This window comes from Pelagibacterium halotolerans (assembly GCF_044811015.1).
In the GTDB taxonomy this organism is placed as follows: Bacteria; Pseudomonadota; Alphaproteobacteria; order Rhizobiales; family Devosiaceae; genus Pelagibacterium; species Pelagibacterium halotolerans_A.
On the sequence record NZ_CP085243.1, the window covers coordinates 2,873,719 to 2,890,465 of the forward strand.

At 61.6% G+C, this 16,747-nt stretch carries 16 protein-coding genes and 1 tRNA gene; 7 read left to right on the forward strand and 10 right to left on the reverse strand.

All coding sequences use genetic code 11. The features are described from left to right. Positions 1–369: 369 nt before the first annotated feature. Positions 370–708 (forward strand): ferredoxin FdxA, encoded by a 339-nt coding sequence (gene fdxA, locus LG281_RS13905; RefSeq protein ID WP_404401684.1) that lies wholly within the window; start codon positions 370–372, stop codon positions 706–708. A 356-nt stretch (positions 709–1,064) separates the two neighbouring features. After that, entirely contained in the window at positions 1,065–1,631 is a 567-nt protein-coding gene (locus LG281_RS13910) for a CarD family transcriptional regulator (protein WP_404401686.1), read from the forward strand. Positions 1,632–1,707: 76 nt separating this feature from the next. Here LG281_RS13910 and LG281_RS13915 read toward each other — a convergent pair whose 3' ends face one another. Both LG281_RS13915 and LG281_RS13920 read right to left on the reverse strand, forming a co-directional pair. Then, on the reverse strand, positions 1,708–3,183 hold the full coding sequence (locus LG281_RS13915; protein ID WP_404401688.1) for a M48 family metalloprotease: 1,476 nt from the start codon (positions 3,181–3,183) through the stop codon (positions 1,708–1,710). Beyond that, a complete protein-coding gene (locus LG281_RS13920; RefSeq protein ID WP_404401690.1) occupies positions 3,180–3,968 on the reverse strand; it encodes a thermonuclease family protein in 789 nt (262 codons plus the stop codon). Before LG281_RS13920 ends, LG281_RS13915 begins: the two co-directional genes overlap by 4 nt. Positions 3,969–4,538: 570 nt before the next feature. On the opposite strand from LG281_RS13920, the gene LG281_RS13925 reads away from it, so the two are divergent. Further along, positions 4,539–4,901, forward strand: a complete 363-nt coding sequence (locus tag LG281_RS13925) for a lysozyme inhibitor LprI family protein (protein WP_404401692.1) — start codon at positions 4,539–4,541, stop codon at positions 4,899–4,901. 17 nt (positions 4,902–4,918) lie between these two features. Then, on the forward strand, positions 4,919–5,752 hold the full coding sequence (locus LG281_RS13930; RefSeq protein WP_404401694.1) for a DUF4232 domain-containing protein: 834 nt from the start codon (positions 4,919–4,921) through the stop codon (positions 5,750–5,752). Positions 5,753–5,768: 16 nt separating this feature from the next. Here the strand turns inward: LG281_RS13930 and LG281_RS13935 are convergent. Next, positions 5,769–5,845: transfer RNA gene (locus LG281_RS13935), tRNA-Arg, on the reverse strand. A gap of 180 nt (positions 5,846–6,025) precedes the next feature. Here LG281_RS13935 and LG281_RS13940 point away from each other — a divergent pair. After that, positions 6,026–6,187 carry a hypothetical protein gene (locus tag LG281_RS13940; RefSeq protein ID WP_404401697.1) on the forward strand — a complete coding sequence of 54 codons (162 nt, stop codon included), beginning with the start codon at positions 6,026–6,028 and terminating at the stop codon, positions 6,185–6,187. A gap of 15 nt (positions 6,188–6,202) precedes the next feature. On the opposite strand, the gene LG281_RS13945 is transcribed toward LG281_RS13940, so the two are convergent. From LG281_RS13945 to LG281_RS13955, 3 genes are all read right to left on the reverse strand, one after another. Next, complete coding sequence (locus LG281_RS13945) at positions 6,203–6,535, reverse strand: RNA-binding S4 domain-containing protein (protein WP_404401699.1); 333 nt, start codon at positions 6,533–6,535, stop codon at positions 6,203–6,205. Further along, the gene (locus LG281_RS13950; RefSeq protein WP_404401701.1) at positions 6,532–9,366 is read right to left on the reverse strand and encodes a helicase-related protein; all 2,835 of its coding nucleotides are present in this window, start codon (positions 9,364–9,366) and stop codon (positions 6,532–6,534) included. The genes LG281_RS13945 and LG281_RS13950 overlap by 4 nt, the downstream gene beginning before the upstream one ends. Positions 9,367–10,078: 712 nt before the next feature. Beyond that, positions 10,079–10,867, reverse strand: coding sequence for a DUF3108 domain-containing protein (locus LG281_RS13955; protein WP_404401703.1), 789 nt, complete (start codon positions 10,865–10,867; stop codon positions 10,079–10,081). A 235-nt stretch (positions 10,868–11,102) separates the two neighbouring features. On the opposite strand from LG281_RS13955, the gene rpmB reads away from it, so the two are divergent. Together rpmB and LG281_RS13965 are read left to right on the forward strand one after the other, a co-directional pair. Then, positions 11,103–11,387 (forward strand): 50S ribosomal protein L28, encoded by a 285-nt coding sequence (rpmB, locus tag LG281_RS13960; protein ID WP_404401705.1) that lies wholly within the window; start codon positions 11,103–11,105, stop codon positions 11,385–11,387. 187 nt (positions 11,388–11,574) lie between these two features. Beyond that, positions 11,575–12,210 (forward strand): VUT family protein, encoded by a 636-nt coding sequence (locus tag LG281_RS13965; RefSeq protein ID WP_404401707.1) that lies wholly within the window; start codon positions 11,575–11,577, stop codon positions 12,208–12,210. 34 nt (positions 12,211–12,244) lie between these two features. On the opposite strand, the gene LG281_RS13970 is transcribed toward LG281_RS13965, so the two are convergent. Genes LG281_RS13970 through cobT form a run of 4 tightly spaced genes read right to left on the reverse strand, consistent with a single transcriptional unit; the run spans position 12,245 to position 16,557 of the window. Beyond that, positions 12,245–13,282: a M42 family metallopeptidase gene (locus tag LG281_RS13970; RefSeq protein WP_404401709.1), complete on the reverse strand. Its 1,038-nt coding sequence runs from the start codon at positions 13,280–13,282 to the stop codon at positions 12,245–12,247. 28 nt (positions 13,283–13,310) lie between these two features. Beyond that, positions 13,311–13,679, reverse strand: a complete 369-nt coding sequence (locus LG281_RS13975; RefSeq protein WP_404401711.1) for a YybH family protein — start codon at positions 13,677–13,679, stop codon at positions 13,311–13,313. Positions 13,680–13,699: 20 nt separating this feature from the next. After that, entirely contained in the window at positions 13,700–14,683 is a 984-nt protein-coding gene (locus tag LG281_RS13980) for an esterase-like activity of phytase family protein (protein WP_404401713.1), read from the reverse strand. Beyond that, positions 14,674–16,557, reverse strand: coding sequence for a cobaltochelatase subunit CobT (cobT, locus tag LG281_RS13985; RefSeq protein ID WP_404401715.1), 1,884 nt, complete (start codon positions 16,555–16,557; stop codon positions 14,674–14,676). Before cobT ends, LG281_RS13980 begins: the two co-directional genes overlap by 10 nt. Between the last annotated feature and the right edge of the window lie 190 nt (positions 16,558–16,747).

Genomic DNA, 16,747 nt, shown 5'->3' on the forward strand with positions numbered 1-16,747 from the left:
GTCATCTTGGCATAAAGCGGTCTTGATGTAGGCCGCAAAACCGTTTAGCAACCGGTCTGCTCGGCCCTCACGCCATAACCGCCAGCTTCCAGGGCCTGTTAACACTTATAGACAGGGGTTTGATTTTGCATAAATCGTTCAATGGCAAGTGTTTTCCCGCAGCCAAGGGGCTTCCCTTGGCAAGGGGAAACGCGCCGGCAGTGGACGATTTATGCAAAACCTTCGGGCGAGCCATGGTCTGGCCCCTTGTCGCGGAAAATCCCGCTTGTGGACATTTGTCCACGGCGCGGGATTTTCCACGAAAGGTTCTCGGACCATGGCTCGTCAAACCCCTGTCTATAAGTGTTAACAGGCCCTAGGACGTTCACTATGACCTATGTCGTCACCGACAATTGCATCAAGTGCAAATATACAGACTGCGTCGAGGTCTGTCCGGTGGACTGTTTTTACGAAGGTGAGAACATGCTGGTGATCCATCCCGACGAGTGCATCGACTGCGGGGTGTGTGAGCCTGAATGTCCCGCCGAGGCCATCAAGCCCGATACCGAGGGCGGCCTCGACAAATGGCTCGAGGTCAATGCCAAGTATTCCGAAAGCTGGCCCAATATCACCGAAAAGAAGCCCGAGCCGCCCGACGCGAAGGAATTCGACGGGGTTGAAGGCAAGTTCGAGAAGTACTTCTCCGAGGCGCCCGGCGAAGGCGATTAATTCAAGTGGCCTTGAAACAGAGGCGCGCCGACACGATATGAGGGAAGGTTCGAACCGGCCCGGCAACAGGCCCGGCCGGTACGGTTTTTGATGTAGAATCACGCATTTTGATTTCGTCATGAAACTGTGGTATTGTGTCCACAATCAGTTGTGAGCCTGCTTTTGTCGAACCCGTGTGCCCCGCGAGGGGGCATTTTTTTGTGACAGATGAGTGAGAAACTCAGCGGACCGGAGAAATCGGAGCCGGGCCGGGGTGACTTACGACTGAAACGGCCCCCAAAAGAGGCCGATCGCGTAAGAGAGAATGGTACGCGCACCAGGCGCGGCCATCGAGGCGTCAACAGGAGTAGCCCAATATGGCAACTAAAAAGACCACGCAGCGTGCGGGTTTCAAGACCGGTGAGTACATCGTCTATCCCGCGCACGGTGTCGGCCTGATCCAGTCGATCGAAGAGCAGGAAGTCGCGGGCCTTTCGCTCGAGCTTTTCGTTATCTCCTTCGAGCAGGACAAACTGACGCTGCGCGTGCCCGTTGCCAAAATCAAATCCGTCGGCATGCGCAAGCTGGCCGAGCCTGAAGCCGTCGCCAAGGCTCTGGAGACCGTATCCGGCCGGGCGCGCGTCAAACGCACCATGTGGAGCCGCCGTGCCCAGGAATATGAGGCGAAGATCAATTCGGGCGATCTCAATTCGATTTCCGAGGTTGTGCGCGACCTGTACCGGTCCGAGGACCAGCCCGAGCAATCCTATTCCGAGCGTCAGCTCTTCGAGCAGGCCATGGATCGGATGAGCCGTGAAATCGCTGCAGTCAACAAGCTTACGCTGACCGAAGCGGTCAAGCTCATTACCAAAAACCTCAACAAGAGCCCGCGCCGCGCTGCCGCCAAGGCCGACGAGGCGGGCCCCGAGGAAGCCGCGGCGTAAAACGCTGCTGCTGTCTATTTGAAAAAGCCGGTCCGTTGGGGCCGGCTTTTTTGCGCGTACACCGTTCAGGGCCGCATTAAACCACTTCGACCACCTTGTACGATGCGCCAACCTCTACCGGATCCCCCGGCAGCAGATTGTTGAGCACCAGAAAGAGTTCGCGCCCGCGATTGAGCGCGCTCATCCGCCGTGCCAGAGCATTCGCCGTGTCGCCCGAGCGCGCGGTAACGAGCTCGAGTTTGGCCTTGCGGATCGAGGACAAATCGCTCGTCCGCGTGCGGCGGAAGCTTGCAACGGTGCGTTCCGCATCCCGGCGGAAAGCTGCTGTATCCTCTTTTCCAGCAAAGATGAAGCGGTAGACGTCCTCGCCGATTCGGGCCACGGTGACGTGGAAATACCACTGGTCGGTCTGCGCCCGCCCCGAGGCCATCTCGATGCCGTTGACGGTCTGCGTGGTGACCGTTTCGGGCATCAACCCGGCGATCCAGCCTGAGCGCAGATAATCGGCAAGCGTGACGCCCGGCTGTACCGACGCGCTATCGAACCGCAGCGCCGCGCCATCCCCGGCTACCGCCACAACTGCCGCGTTGGAAATCTGCAGCTCGTAGGCGCTGGGCACCTCGAAGGTGATCTCGCGCGCCGCGTTGACATAGCGTTTGCCTACGATTGCACCCTGCCGCGTATTGTCGCCGAAATCCATTCCGTCGATCGCTTGGAGATAGCCCTCCCGATCGGTGGTCCCGGTCCCTGGCGCTCCATATTCGCGCGCTGCCTCGACGGCGCGCTGGATACGGTCGGGTGTCGAGGGATGCGAGGACAGGAAGTCCGCGCCCATTCCCGGCGTTGAGACGAATTGCGCGAACCGGCCCATCGCGGTGAGGAATCGCGCGGCGGCGTGCGGATCGTACCCGGCGCGCGCCGCGATCTTGATGCCTTCCTTGTCGGCCTCGAGTTCCTGGCGCTGGGAGAACGCGGCAAGCGATTCCGCCGATCGTTGCGCGGTTTCGTTGGGGTCGATCACCCCGCCCAGGATACCGGTCACCACGCGATCGACGATCTCTGAGGTCCGGACCCGGTTCGAGCGCGCCCGCGCGTGCCGCAGGATCACATGCGCGATCTCGTGCGCGATCACGGCGGCGAGTTCGCTCTTGTCGTTGGCGAGCGCGAGAATGCCGCGCGTCACATAGATATATCCGCCCGGCAACGCGAAAGCGTTGACCTCGGAGGAGTCGAGAATTGTGACGGTGAATTGCGTGTCCGGCTGTCCGGCGGCGGCCAGCAGCCGCGACACCATGCGCGCGAGCATCACCTCGGCCTTGCGGTACTCGTATATCCCGCCGTAATTGGCAATGATGCGCGGGTGTTCGCGCAAACCGATGACAGCGTCGTCCGGATCGGTCCCCGCAGGGACGGCCGGCGCCGTGCCTGCGGTCTGCCGCGTCGCGATATCCGAGCCGCTCAAAAGCCCTACGCAACCCGAAAGCGATACGGTGAATAGGGCCGTGCCGCCCAGGAGGAACTGGCGCCGGGATATTGGAAACCCGCTCATCATTGGCCCAAAATCTCGATCTGTTCGGGGTGGGTCACGTCTATCCGGGGTCCGTCATGGCTTTCGATCCAGCCCCGCACCCGGATCAGTCGCCCTTCGAGCGCCAGAGGATCGATATCCGCCGATTGGAAAACGCGCAATCCGCCCTCCTCGATCACAACGGTGAAGTCCTCCTTCCAGTAGCGCCCAAAATTAAGATAGACGCGACTGCCCACCTTGTCGGCGTTGAGAACTCGTCCCTCGACGAGTTCGTAGCCGCCCACGCGGTCCAGCAGGGTGGTGACGTCGGTGGCGTCCTGTAAGGCGTAATAGGTGTCCTGCCAGATCCCGAGACCTTCCGCGCGTCCGATCCGTTCGGCTGCGTAAAGCTCGGCAAGGCAGCTGCGGTTGTCAGGGAACGAATACACCCGCGCCAATCCGTTTGCGAGCATCTCGCCTTGCACCCAGACCGGTCCATCCGAGCCATCGATGAAAAGATGCGCCAGCGCCCGTCCGTGCCGGTCCCTGGTTTCTCCACCATAATAAAGCCTTACGGTTTCGCCCAGGACGAGGTCCGCAAGCGCGGTTTTCGCCTCCTCGCCCAAAGGCCAGGCCTCAAACCCGTCTCGTCCGAGTGGCAATTTGGGCGCCTGCATCCCCACGAGCCGGACGGTCAGCCCGGTATCGAGGTCCACGGTATCCCCATCGGAGATCGAAACGACGCGCGCGCTCGGCCCGGGCGTCAGCGCTGCGCAAATCTGCGCGTGCGCCGGCAATGTCCAGAGCGTGGCGAGGCCGAGAACTATCACAAGTAACCGATCGAGCAAATATCAGGGCCTGTTAACACGAAGGGATAGGGGTTTGACGCGCCATAGTCCGAGCGACTTTCGTGGAAAATTACGCGCCGCAGGCTGTTGCCTGCAAGCGGGATTTTTCGCGACAAGGGGCCGGACCATGACCCACCCGGAGGGGTTTGCATAAATTGTCCACTGCCTGCGCGTTTCCCCTTGCGAAGGGGTGCCCCTGCGCTTGGGGGAAACACTTGGCATTGAACGATTTATGCAAAATCAAACCCCTATCCCTTCGTGTTCACAGGCCCCTAGCCTCTATCCTATAAAAGCGTAAGGCGCACCATTCCATATACGAGCCTGCCGCTCCTTAAACGACGCAGCCATGTCTACTGTGCACGCAATTGCGGCAAAAATCATCCCTGCGGTCACACGAGCGACACGCAATTGTGCCGATTTACGTCAAAGAAAGCGCAGCGGGGAATTTCTAGTGCATATGCCAAGCGTCATTCCGACAACTTGGCCGGACGAAGCAATGCACGCTACAAGGGAACAATACACCTTCGGAACCGAACCATCGGAGAGAAAAAGATGGATATGGTCAAATCGGGCCTATGCGTGCTGGTTTTGACAGGAGCGCTCGCGGCCAGCCCGGCTGTCGCCCAAGTCGCGAGCTTCGATTGCCCAAAAGCCCGCACCGATACCGAATGGGCCATTTGCAACACGCCGCAATTGGGCGCGCTCGACGTTCGAATGGCGGCCAACTATGCGCTCCTCGAAGCTATCGCCCCAGCGGGTTCCTCGCTTTCCGAGAGTTTGAAGTCCAGCCAGGGCGCATGGATCGACGGTACCCGCAACCCGTGCGGTGGCGCCGTCGCCTGTCTTGCAACGGCCTATCGGAACCGGATCGAAGCGCTGACCACGCTCGCCCAATCGTCCCTGACGGTCAAATAAGCGAGAAGGATTTCACAATGCCTGTTTTCCGCTGTCTGACCCTGATCGCACTGACCCTCACCGGCTTCACTGCCCCGGAAATCTTCGCTCAGGATACGATCCCGCTCGTTCCCGATTGCAGCACGGCCGATACCACGACGGCGGACAATCCTGGTTATGCGCAGCTGATCTGCTCGAATTCCGAGTGGGTGGAGAGCGTCAGGGATATCAAATCGCAAGGCGATGCGCTTGCCGCCCAGCTTCCCGATGACTGGCAATCGGCCTTCACTGCCCACCAACTGGCCTTTCCTCAATTCGTCAATAACTGTCCGGCCGGGACCGCCGCCCGCGCGAGCTGTATCGAACGGGTCCTGGCTCAGCGGCTGACCGACATTGCCGATCTCGCCGCGTATTACGATGCCGATATGCCCACCTGCACAAGTGGCGAACTGACGATCGCCGATAGTGGCCTTGGCGACGCGGGCATGTCCAAATCGACCGAGGTTTATACTCTGACCTATACGGGTGACGCATCCTGTCGTCTGCTCGGTTATCCCGCGATCACGGCCACCGATTCAAACGGCGTTACGCAATGGACGGTACCGGTCTATTCGACCACCGGAAGTTACATCACATTCGCGGGCCCGCCGCTGCCCGTAACGCTCTCGGCATCGAACGCGCAGGCATGGTTTGCAGTTTCTGTGTCCTCGGGCTGCGATCCGGCTTCGGGTTCACCAGGCTATACGGTTGCCGTCGCGCCACCGCTTTCCGCAGACGCCATCACATCGCTACCGTTCCCCGACGCCACTTGCGATGCGATAACGGTCTCACCCATAGGCATGCTTTCGATGCGGGAAGCCGCGATCTACTGAATGGCGGGAAAAGAAATGGTGATCCCGGCGCGATTCGAACGCGCGACCCTCAGATTAGGAATCTGATGCTCTATCCTGCTGAGCTACGGGACCACGACCAAAACCAATGCCTCAACATGCCGCAAACGACAACCCCTGCGGACTCTAGCGGTGGACAATTTATCTCGCGTGCGGCGGCGTAGAGACCCTGTCTTTACGCGGACACGTGTCGCGCGTTAAGCAAATCCCCATCGTGCTATCATTGCGCCAGCGCCCAAAGCCGGAGATCTTTCCATGCCCACATCCGCCCTCAACCGGCTTCAACGCGCCATCGCTGAACTTGAAGCCGGCGTTTTGGCCCGCGGCGCCACGTCCAAACCGGCGGATGTCATCGCGCTCAAATCCGAGATCGAAATTTGCATCCGCAAGCTCGATGAACTGCGGCAGAAGCTCTAGCCCGCATTTTGCAGCTTACTCGTCGGTTTCAGACGCCGACGACGGTTTCCAGGCGGGCATTTCGAGGCGCCTTGGTGCGTCGGGAGAGCGATCCTCATAGAGCAGGATAGCATCGCGCGCCGGGCCGCGTCTTTCAGCGAACCCGAGGATTTTGAGGACGCGCAGGCGCTCGTGCAGCACGAACGTCAGCCCATCCCCAATCCCGATGCGGGTGCTGGTGTCGCTCACACGCTGACCGTTGACGCGGACGGCTCCGCTCAGGATCAGCTTTTGTGCAAGCGTACGCGACTTCACCACCCGCGCGTGCCAGAGCCATTTGTCCAGCCGCTGACGGGTGGTCGCCGTCATGACTTCTTGAGCGCAGCCAGGGCCGCGAAGGGCGAATCCGGGTCGATCGGCTTTTCGGCGCGCGGCTTGTGGGAGCGATCGCCCTTGGGCTTGCCCTCGGATTCATGCCGCTTGCCGCTGGGCTTCTTGCTTTTGAAGCCCTTGTTCTGTTGCCGCGCCTCGCCTTCGGGCCGCTTGCCGCGCTGTGCGCGGTTGCGATCCGGCCGCCGACCGGCAGGGAACCAGACTTCATCGAATTCGGGTTCCGCCGGTTCTGCGGCTTGGTCCGGGGTTGCGGCTTCCGCCGGTGCGGCGTCGGCTGTGACGGGCTCCGACTCAGGGTTGGCGGGCATCTCGACCGGAGCGGGTTCGGACGCCGCGGGCTCCGTCTGTGCCGACGCTTCAGCTTTTGGCCTGGGTGTGCGCCGGACCTTGTATCCAAGCGATTTGAGGACAGAGGCGAAATCCTCGCCCGCGCAGCCGAGAAGCGACGTCATCTCCACGGTCACCCGGAAGCCATTGGCTTCGGCGGCACCTTCGGGAGGTGGGGTGTTCGACGGGCGGCTTGCGTCGTGCGCGATCAGCGGACGGATGATATCGGCGAGCCGCTCGAGAATGTCGACGCGCACGATCCGGTCGCCGGCGACCTTGAACCCTGCAATTTCGTAGAGCCGTGGGTCGAACGTCGTGTCGATCGGGAACGAGGTGCGGCCCGAAAGGATGATATGGGGCAGTTCCGCGATGCCGGGCTGGCGTACGCCGCCGTTCTTCAGGCCCCACAAGATCAGCGCCAGCTCGCGGGGGGCGGGTTTCAGCGTCATCGGCAGGTAAATGTGATGCGCGCCGAATTTGACACCCATCTTGCGCATCTTGCCGCGGACGTCCTGATCGAGCGCCCGCACGTCGTCAGCGACCTGGGCGCGGGGGATCAGTCCAAGATTTTCCGAAAGCTGGAACGCGATGCCCCGCGCGGTGCCTTCGAGGTCGACGGGCTCGGCGAGGGCGACGATCTGCTCAAGCTGGGTGTTGACGTGATGGCGCAGCCAGAGCGAGAGCCGGTCCTCGACCTTTTCGAGATCGGGGCCCGACAGCGCCTCGTCGGCAAGGATGATGACACGCGGGCTTAGAAGCGTCGGGCCTTCGGCCAGTTCGGCCACGACCTCGCCGCGCCAGCGGATGACGCCATCCGTGGTCAGGACGAACTCCTCATTAGGTGCCCCCGCGAGCCTGTCGGCGCGTTTGGCGATCTCCGGCGCGACTGCGGTATGCGCCGCGGTGCGCAGGCTTTTGGAATCGGCTTCCCCGTCAAGGCGTGAGAGCGTGAACCGGAACCCTTCGATCGTGCCGATGACCTCGCCTTCGATCGTGAGTTCGCCCGTTTCGGTAATTTGTGGTGATACCATATGCTTGTCTCTGAGATGACGCATCAACACGCTGGTCCGCCGGTCGACGAAACGCTGGAGCAGCCTTTCGTGCAGAGCGTCGGAGAGAGCGTCCTCAATCCCTTTGGTTGTTTCGCGCCAGTGTGCGGGGTCTTCCAGCCAGTTTTTTCTATTCGAGATGAATGTCCATGTCCGAATCTGGCGGATTCGGTTGGACAGGGTATCGATGTCCCCAGTGGTATTGTCGCAGAACCGGACCTGCTCGGCAATCCAGTCGGCGTCGATCTTGTTGCCTAAAACGAGGTCGGAATAGACCCTTGCGACGATTTCGCCGTGCGCGGCGGGTGAAATATCGCGATAGTCGGGGATCTGGCAACACTCCCAGGCGAGCCGCACGCGCTCTTCGGACGTCGCAAGGTGCGCGGTATCGCGGCGCATCAGGTGTTCGAGTGCCTTCTGGTCGATGGCCACGGGCACGCGGGTGAGGCTCGCGTGCTCGGGCACCGCTTCGAGACTTTTTTGCAGATCGGCAAGGGATGAGAAATCGAGGTTCGCGTTGCGCCACTGGAGTTGTTTGACCGGTTCGAATTCGTGGGCTTCGAGACGTTCAATCACCTCCTCGGAAAAAGGTTCCGTGCCGCCGGTGATCCCGAAGGTGCCGTCGCGCATGTGCCGTCCGGCGCGGCCAGCGATCTGGCCGATCTCGGACGGCGTTAACGGGCGGAACTGGCGACCGTCATATTTCGAATCGGCGGCAAAGGCGACGTGCGTGACGTCGAGGTTGAGCCCCATGCCGATGGCGTCGGTGGCGACGAGGAAATCGACGTCGCCGTTCTGGAAGAGTTCGACCTGAGCGTTCCGTGTGCGGGGGGAAAGCGCGCCCATCACGACCGCCGCGCCGCCGCGCTCGCGGCGCAAGAGCTCGGCGATGGCGTAGACCTCGTTTGAGGAAAACGCGACGATGGCAGACCGGCGGGGCAGGCGGGAGAGCTTTTTCGAGCCGGCATAGGTCAGTTGCGAAAAGCGGGGACGGAACTGGATATCGGCGTGCGGGAGCAGCCGGCGGAGCACCGGTTCCATGGTCTGCGCACCCAGGAGCAGGGTTTCGGTGCGGCCGCGCCGGTTGAGTATTCTATCGGTGAAGACGTGGCCTCGGTCGAAATCGGTCGCGGTCTGGATTTCGTCGACGGCGAGGAAGTCGACTTCGAGATCGGACGGCATCGCCTCGACGGTGGCGACCCAATAGCGCGCGTTTTTCGGGACGATTCGTTCTTCGCCCGTCACCAGCGCAACCGCTGCTTCACCCACGCGCTCGACGGCGCGGGTATAGACCTCGCGCGCCAGAAGCCGCAACGGCAGGCCGATCAGCCCGCTGCGGTACGCTAGCATCCGCTCGATTGCGTAGTGGGTCTTGCCGGTATTGGTCGGTCCCAGGACCGCCTTTACCGTTTGGGATGGGGTGTGGAGCATCGCTTAGCGCGGTGGTTACGGAAGGGGCGGCCAGTCGTGGGTTGGAACGTGGTGTATCGAATTGGGAATAACAAGGCCTAAACGGGGGGTCCGTTTAACTTATCGAACGAAAAAAGAACAAACGAGAACCGAATCGGCATTTTCGGTCGAATCCGGGTTTGTTCCCTACAGCATCTTGTATGGTGCAAGCCAAGGGTTGCACAAGTGAGGTCAAGTGCACTGTCGGGGCGTGAATTTGGCGTGTTTTTTCCCCCAATTCCGTTCACGTTCGTTAGTAAGTGGTAAATTCGCCCAGAATCGGGACGAATGCTAACGGGGCGTAAACGTAAAAAGAATCAAAGAGTTGATTATGGAAACGGGTTTTTTCAGCGTTTCCGGGACGGTTCAGTGCTCATTTAAACGAAAAAGATTTTGACCGTTCAGAAATGGGACAGTGGCGACTCAGAAGCCGTTAGCGGTCCTGCGTTGTGTTTTGACAGGTTGCGCGCCCTCTCCCTCCACTCCGTCATCCTCGCGCTTGACGCGAGGACCTGCAAGCTCGAAGCGCCCCGAGCAGGGGGTGGGAGCATAGAGCGTGACTTGGCGGGGGTGCGTCCGACTTCTGCCGGGGATGCCGCGCCGCTACGGGTCCTCGCGTCAAGCACGAGGATGACGGAGTGGGGGGCAGGAGTATTCGGTGGGTACGCCCCCGTGGGCTCCCTTTCCGTGTTCCCTAGTCGATATCCACCAGGACCATCGAAAGATCGCCGAAGCTCGTGCCCATCAGGACGCGGTAGGGGATATAGAAATCCGAGCCGTCGAGCGGCATGTACCAGGTCATCATGCGGGTCGAATCGGCGAGGTAGCTGGTGATCTCCGAGCTTGTGAAATGGCCCGAGATCGGGATGTAGCGCATTGTGCACAGCACCACAGGGCCCTGATATCCCGTACGAGTGGAGGTCGCCTCCTGGCTGTCGGCATACCTTAGCGCCATATCGAAGCGTTCGATGCCGGTGAAGATGTCGAACCGGCGGTTGCATAGAGACGAGTCGAGTGCAGGGCCGCGCAGGATAAAGGCCGCGAGCGGATCGTTAACGCCGGTGCGATGGCTGCTGGTGACCGGTATGCGGTCTGGGTTCTCGGCAAGCGGCGGCGAGACGATACCGTCTGAGGCATTGCCACCCGAATAGCGTGTTTCAAGCGAGAAGCGTTCGCCCTGGCTACGGGTTTCAAGATAGAAGCGGCTGGAGGCCAGACCCGTAGAGGTGACCCGCCCGCCCGAATTTACCGATCCTGCCCCCTGGGACACGACCTGGGCAAGGCCGGTCACATCGGCGGAGAGGTCGAGCCGATAGCTTTCGCCTTCCACATCGAGCCGGACATTCATATATGCGACGTTGATACCGCCCAGACTGATGACGTAACGGGCAAGCGCGTGTGCCTCGTTTGCGAATGCTGGTGTGGTGAATCCGATTGCCGTGAGGCCGGCAGCGAGAAGAGAGGAAAAAGCAAGCTGTCTCACACGCGCACTCGTAACTTTCGAATGGGTCAGGTAATGGCCAAATCGCTGGCGGCGAATCGGATTTTTCCCACGTTGCCCGCTTGATCGTGCGGTGTCTAGCGTCCAAACCGGCGGGAGTCGCTTGACGGGTGCGGCGGGTTTCTTTATATCCCCGCCAAACTTTCCGTTTGTACCCAGACTGGTTGACTGGGGCTTATGCCCCGGTCCCGGTCTTTGATTGACAGGATAAAACAAAATGGCACGGCGCTGTGAACTGACCGGCAAGGGCGTTATGACCGGCAACAATGTGAGCCATGCGCTCAACCGCACCCGTCGCCGCTTTCTGCCCAACCTGTGTGATGTGACGCTGATTTCCGAGACGCTCGACCGTCAGGTCAAGCTGCGCATCTCGGCGGCCGCGCTGCGCACGGTCGAGCATCGCGGTGGTCTCGATGCGTTCCTCATGAAGGCCGACGATGCCGAGCTTTCGGCGCGCGCGCTCGGTCTCAAGAAGGAAATCCGTCAGGCCCTGGCCTCTTAAGCCCCCGGGGTTGAACGGAGTGATCCGGCTTTTTCGCGCCGCGCGTTGAGATTCAATGCGCGGCGTTTGGTTTATCCCGCCGACCGAAAGAAAGGGTGGGAGGCCGCACCGGTCATTTGCCGGGGCGCGGCCAGAGAAAGCATCCGGCGGTCATGTTGCCGCTCTGGGTAAGAAAGGAATTCGCGTCATGAGCACGCGTTTTGTTCTGGCCATCGCAGCGATGGCCATCGTGGTTACAGCCTCCAATTATTTCGTCCAGTTTCCAGTCCAGGCGCAGCTTGGGCCGATCAATCTTGCGGACCTTTTGACCTGGGGCGCGTTCACCTATCCGGTGGCGTTTCTCGTCAACGACCTCACCAACCGGCATTTCGGGCCGGAAAAGGCGCGCGTCGTCGTGCTGGTGGGGTTTGTGCTCGCTGTTGCCTTGAGTATGCTGCTTGCCAGCCCACGCATCGCGATCGCTTCGGGTACGGCGTTCCTCATCGCGCAGACGCTCGACATCGCCATCTTCCATCGCCTGCGTCAGGGCCGCTGGTGGCAGGCGCCGCTGATCTCCTCGACCATAGGATCTGCGATCGACACGGTCTTTTTCTTCGGTGTCGCGTTTGCGGCTAGTTTTGCCTTTCTCGACACAGGGCTCGGTCGTGAAGATGCATCGCTCGCCTTCCCCGTACCGTTCCTCTCTGTCGGCGGTGAGGTGCCTCTGTGGGTGTCGCTCGCGGCGGGTGATTTCGTGGTCAAGATGCTCGTCGCGCTCGCACTGCTTGTTCCCTACAAGGTGCTGCGGGGCTGGATCCCCGACCGGGTCGTGATCGCGACGTAGTCAAAAAGGGCGCCTCCGGGGCGCCCTTTTCGGTTCAGTGCTTTTCAAGATAGGCGACGAGAATGTCGAGCGCCGCCTGCAGGTCGGTCTTGTCGATCATTTCGGTGACCGTGTGGATATAGCGCGTGCCGACTACAATCCCGACCGCCTTGGCTCCAGCAGCCGCCTGCTGCGCCGCAGCACCGTCTTGGCCGCCACGAGCGAGGATGGTGCGCTGGTAGGGGATCTTCTTTTCGATCGCCAGATCCTCGATTTCCTCGACGAGCGCGATATCGGCGATGAACGAGGAATCCTTGATGTGGAGGCCGAAGCCTTTCCCTTGCGTGTTGACCGCCTCGTTTTCGGGCACGCCCGGGGTGTCGCAGGCGAGTGAGGTGTCTATGCCGAAGCCGATATCGGGCTTGATCGCGTAAGCTGCAGTGCGGGCGCCCCGCAGGCCGACTTCCTCCTGGGCGGTGAAGGCGACGTGGATCTCGCAATCGTGGTTGCCGCCGTTTTCAACGAGCTTCCGGATCACCTCGATGCCGAGCCAGCAGGCGATGCGGTTGTCGAGGGCTTTTGAGACGATCTTGTCGCCCATTTCGATGAGCGGTTCGTCCATGACGATGAAGTCACCGACCTTGATCTTGTTCCGGGTCTCCTTACCCAGTCCGATATCGACGAAGAAATCCTTGGGCTCGGGGATCTTCTTGCGCTCGTCGGGACCCGAAATGTGGATCGGGCGGCCGCCGGGGTTCATGACACCCTTGTATTCGCCGTCACGGGTGACGACGAGAACGCGGCGCGAGAAGAGGTTGCGCGCGTCGAACCCGCCGACAGGGTCGACATGGATGTAGCCTTTCTCGCTCACATGGGTGACGAGGAAGGCGATTTCGTCCATGTGGCACAGGAGCATAACCTTTTCGGGGTTCTCGCCCTTGCCGTTGCGCTTGCATAGAAGCGAGCCCATGGCGTCGGTCGTCACCTCATCGAACAGGCCCTCGATTTCCTTTTCGATGAGGGCGCGGACCTTGTGCTCGCGGCCTGGCGCGCCCGGCGTTTCGCACAGCGCGCGCAAGAGATCGATGTTCATGAGCTTTCTCCTTGGGTCCGTTTGATGTTCAGGCGGGGTCTGCCGACAGATGCTCGTGGACGATCAGCCAGCGGCCCTCGCGTTTTTCCAATACGCTTGTGCCACGGCCCGCGCCCGAGGCCGGCTGGCCATCGATTTGGGCTGTCCAGTTGAACTTGTAGATGCATGCGGCAGCGGTGTCGCCCCTGGCAATCCATTCAAGTTCGGTCAGCCAATAGGTTTCGTTTTGGAGCTGTGCCCAGGTCGCATCGAATGCGCGGCGGATTTGTTCAAGGCCACGATGGCTTCCATCGGAGAACCAGAAGAAGGCATCCGGCGCGATCAGGTCGGAGACGGCGTCGAACGACATTTGGGCAAGCCGTTGCTCATAGGTTGCGATGAGGTCTTCGGGGGTCATAGGAAACGCAATCGATGGGGTCAGGGCAGGGTGAACTCGTAAAGCAGGGTTCGCTGAAAGCTATTGAAATTATCGTCCGAGACAATGGCAAGACGTGTTTCGCCGCCCGGGTGAGGATAAACGGCCAGACCCTCGAAATTGTCGACGTCGCGGCCCGAAGCCTCGAACAGCACTTCACCGTCCATGACGGCGCCTGCGTGCACGTCTTCGGCGGCGATGCGGCGGATGCGGGTGGTGAAGGAGAGCATGAACAGCCCGCGTTCGAGAACGAGCAGGTCGCCATCGGGCAGGAAGGCGCAGCCTGTGGGGTGGAGGTCGCCGGTGCGGCTCAATGCAAGGTCGCCGCGATCTTCGATACCCAACAGCGTTGCGGCCCAGCCAGAACCGTCGGTTGCGCCCTCTGTAAGGATGAGGGTCGATCCGGCGATAGGGGATGCGGGCGGGGCGATGCAGAGCGCTTCGATGGTCTCGTTGCCGCGCAATTGGCTGAGCCAGGCGGGAATTGCGACAGATCGGGCAGGGGGGACCGGACGGTTTCCGGAAAGCGCGTAGTCCACTACGCGGGTGAGGCGCTCGAAGCCGACGCGGACGGCTGCCGGAGCGCCATCGCGGACAACGACATCGACCGCCTCGGCGTCCTTCTCGCGCCAGCCATAGGGGCGTTCGCCCCTATTGTCCGTCACCGTCGTGATCTCGACGGCGCAGAGGCCGGATGGGGTGCCGGAGGCGTCGTGCTCGAGTTGCCCGGAGAGAAGCCAACCGCTGTCGATGACGGCGACGAAGCGTGCGCCGTTGAAAATGGCAATGTCGGAAATGCCACCGAAATCCTCGGTGGGGCTATTGAGCTCAAGGCCACCCCGGAAGATGAGGCCATCGACGGGTTCACCGATGTGAGCGCCCTGGAAGGTTGAGATGCGCCTGGCATCCACGGTGATGGGGTCGGCGTAGGCCGGCGCGGTGGCGAGCAGAACGAACGCGGCGAGGGCCGGCCCCCTTAGCGCCATCGCCTGCGCGCCTCGCCGGGGGCTTCCTCGTCAAAGAGCGCGGCGAGGTTGTCGGTCATCGCGCCGGCGAGTTCGTCCGCATCGAGAATGGTGACGGCGCGGCGGTAGTAGCGCGTGACATCGTGGCCGATGCCGATGGCGACGAGCTGGATGGGTGAGCGTGTCTCGATGTCCTCGATCACCGAACGAAGGTGGGTTTCAAGGTAGTTGCCGGGATTGACACTCTGGGTGGAGTCGTCGACCGGTGCTCCGTCGGAGATCACCATCAGCATACGCCGGTTTTCCGGGCGGCCTAGCAGGCGCTTGTGGGCCCATTGCAGCGCCTCGCCGTCGATATTTTCCTTCAAGAGGCCCTCGCGCATCATCAGCCCGAGATTGCGCTTGGCGTGCCGCCAAGGCTCATCGGCGCTTTTATAGATGATGTGGCGGATGTCGTTGACGCGGCCGGGATTGGGCGGGCGTCCGGCATCGAGCCAGGCTTCGCGTGACTTGCCGCCTTTCCAGGCGCGGGTGGTGAAGCCAAGGATTTCGACTTTCACACCGCACCGTTCGAGCGTGCGCGCGAGAATGTCCCCGCAGATCGCCGCGATGGTGATCGGGCGACCGCGCATCGAGCCGGAATTGTCGATCAGCAGAGTGACGACAGTATCGCGGAACTCGGTGTCGCGCTCTTCCTTGAACGAGAGCGCCTGCAGGGGATCGGTCACGACGCGGGTCAGGCGCGCGGTATCGAGAATACCCTCTTCGAGGTCGAAGTCCCAGCCGCGATTCTGCTGCGCCATAAGGCGGCGCTGGAGCTTGTTGGCGAGCCGCGCGACGGCACCGGCGAGGTGTTCGAGCTGCTTGTCGAGCAATTGCCGGAGCTGATCGAGTTCTTCGGTCGGGCACAGCTCGGCGGCGGAAACGATCTCGTCGAACTTGGTCGTGAAGATCTTGTAGGCCGGCTCGTTGGAGAGCCGGTGTTCGCCGTCGGCCTGTGGTGGTGGCGCGGGTGTATCCTCTCCGGCCTGAGCGGCTTCTTCGTCACCCTCGGCCATGTCGGCTTCCATACCCTCGACGTCGCCGGCTTCTTCGTGCTCGCCGGGTGCCTCCTCGGTGCCTTCCATTTCGGCGCCGTCTGATTCGCCTTGTTCCTGATCCTCGTCACCGTTGACGGCCTGATTGTTCTGGGCGTCCGCGTCGCCGCCGTCGCCTTCCTCGGGCTCTTCGTAGTCGAGCTCTGAATCGGGGATCAGATCAAGGTCGCGCAGGATGGTGCGCGCGGCGCGGGAGAATTCGGTCTGGTTGTCGAGGTGCTGTGCCAGCGCATCGAGCGAGGTGCTTGTCCGTGCTTCGATTTTTTCGCGCCAGAGATTGACGATCTCGCGGCCAGAGGGAGGTATGTCGATACCCGCGAGCTTTTCGCGCAGCATCAGTCCCAGCGCTTCGGCGAGCGGAGCGTCGCCGAGTTCGGTCACGTTGGCGTAGTTGGCGCGGAAGAGCCGGTCTTCGAGCATTTCGGCAAGATTGGCACCCATACCGGCCATGCGCTTGGCGCCCAGTGATTCTACGCGCGCCTGTTCGAGCGCGTCGAAGACGGCGCGGGCTTCGGGATCCTGCGGCGCCATTTTCCGGTGACAAGCCGGGTCGTGGCTTGCCATGCGCATCGCCATGGCGTCGCCCTGACCGCGCGCTATTGCGATGTCGCGGCTCGTCGGCAGGCGCGGCAGGGCCGCAAGCCGCGCTTTATCCGAGGTGAGGATCGGACGGTCGGCGGTAAAGCTCACCTCGAGATCGGGCTTGCCCGCAACGGTGCGCACGGTCGCGCCCACGGCGGCTTTGAACGCCAAGGTCGAGTCGGGCTTATTGGCTTTTGAGCGCGGCGGGGTGGCCATGGGCAATCATCCGGCACGGCCCGGATGCCTAGGGTCAGGACCTATCAAATTCGCGCTCACGACGCAGCCGGATTTGGCCAGCCCGGCAGGAAAAGCACGCTGCGCGTATCGGGGATACGGGCGAGTGCTTTGACGCACCGGATGGCCAAATCCGGCGCGCCCCTCCGGGGTGGGATGCAAATGGCCAACT

Coding starts and splice junctions, on each gene's coding strand:
- fdxA (WP_404401684.1), top strand. CDS start 370: ATGACCTATGTCGTCACCGACAATTGCATCAAGTGCAAATATACAGAC.
- LG281_RS13910 (WP_404401686.1), top strand. CDS start 1,065: ATGGCAACTAAAAAGACCACGCAGCGTGCGGGTTTCAAGACCGGTGAG.
- LG281_RS13915 (WP_404401688.1), bottom strand. CDS start 3,183: ATGATGAGCGGGTTTCCAATATCCCGGCGCCAGTTCCTCCTGGGCGGC.
- LG281_RS13925 (WP_404401692.1), top strand. CDS start 4,539: ATGGATATGGTCAAATCGGGCCTATGCGTGCTGGTTTTGACAGGAGCG.
- LG281_RS13930 (WP_404401694.1), top strand. CDS start 4,919: ATGCCTGTTTTCCGCTGTCTGACCCTGATCGCACTGACCCTCACCGGC.
- LG281_RS13940 (WP_404401697.1), top strand. CDS start 6,026: ATGCCCACATCCGCCCTCAACCGGCTTCAACGCGCCATCGCTGAACTT.
- LG281_RS13945 (WP_404401699.1), bottom strand. CDS start 6,535: ATGACGGCGACCACCCGTCAGCGGCTGGACAAATGGCTCTGGCACGCG.
- LG281_RS13950 (WP_404401701.1), bottom strand. CDS start 9,366: ATGCTCCACACCCCATCCCAAACGGTAAAGGCGGTCCTGGGACCGACC.
- rpmB (WP_404401705.1), top strand. CDS start 11,103: ATGGCACGGCGCTGTGAACTGACCGGCAAGGGCGTTATGACCGGCAAC.
- LG281_RS13965 (WP_404401707.1), top strand. CDS start 11,575: ATGAGCACGCGTTTTGTTCTGGCCATCGCAGCGATGGCCATCGTGGTT.
- LG281_RS13970 (WP_404401709.1), bottom strand. CDS start 13,282: ATGAACATCGATCTCTTGCGCGCGCTGTGCGAAACGCCGGGCGCGCCA.
- LG281_RS13975 (WP_404401711.1), bottom strand. CDS start 13,679: ATGACCCCCGAAGACCTCATCGCAACCTATGAGCAACGGCTTGCCCAA.
- LG281_RS13980 (WP_404401713.1), bottom strand. CDS start 14,683: ATGGCGCTAAGGGGGCCGGCCCTCGCCGCGTTCGTTCTGCTCGCCACC.
- cobT (WP_404401715.1), bottom strand. CDS start 16,557: ATGGCCACCCCGCCGCGCTCAAAAGCCAATAAGCCCGACTCGACCTTG.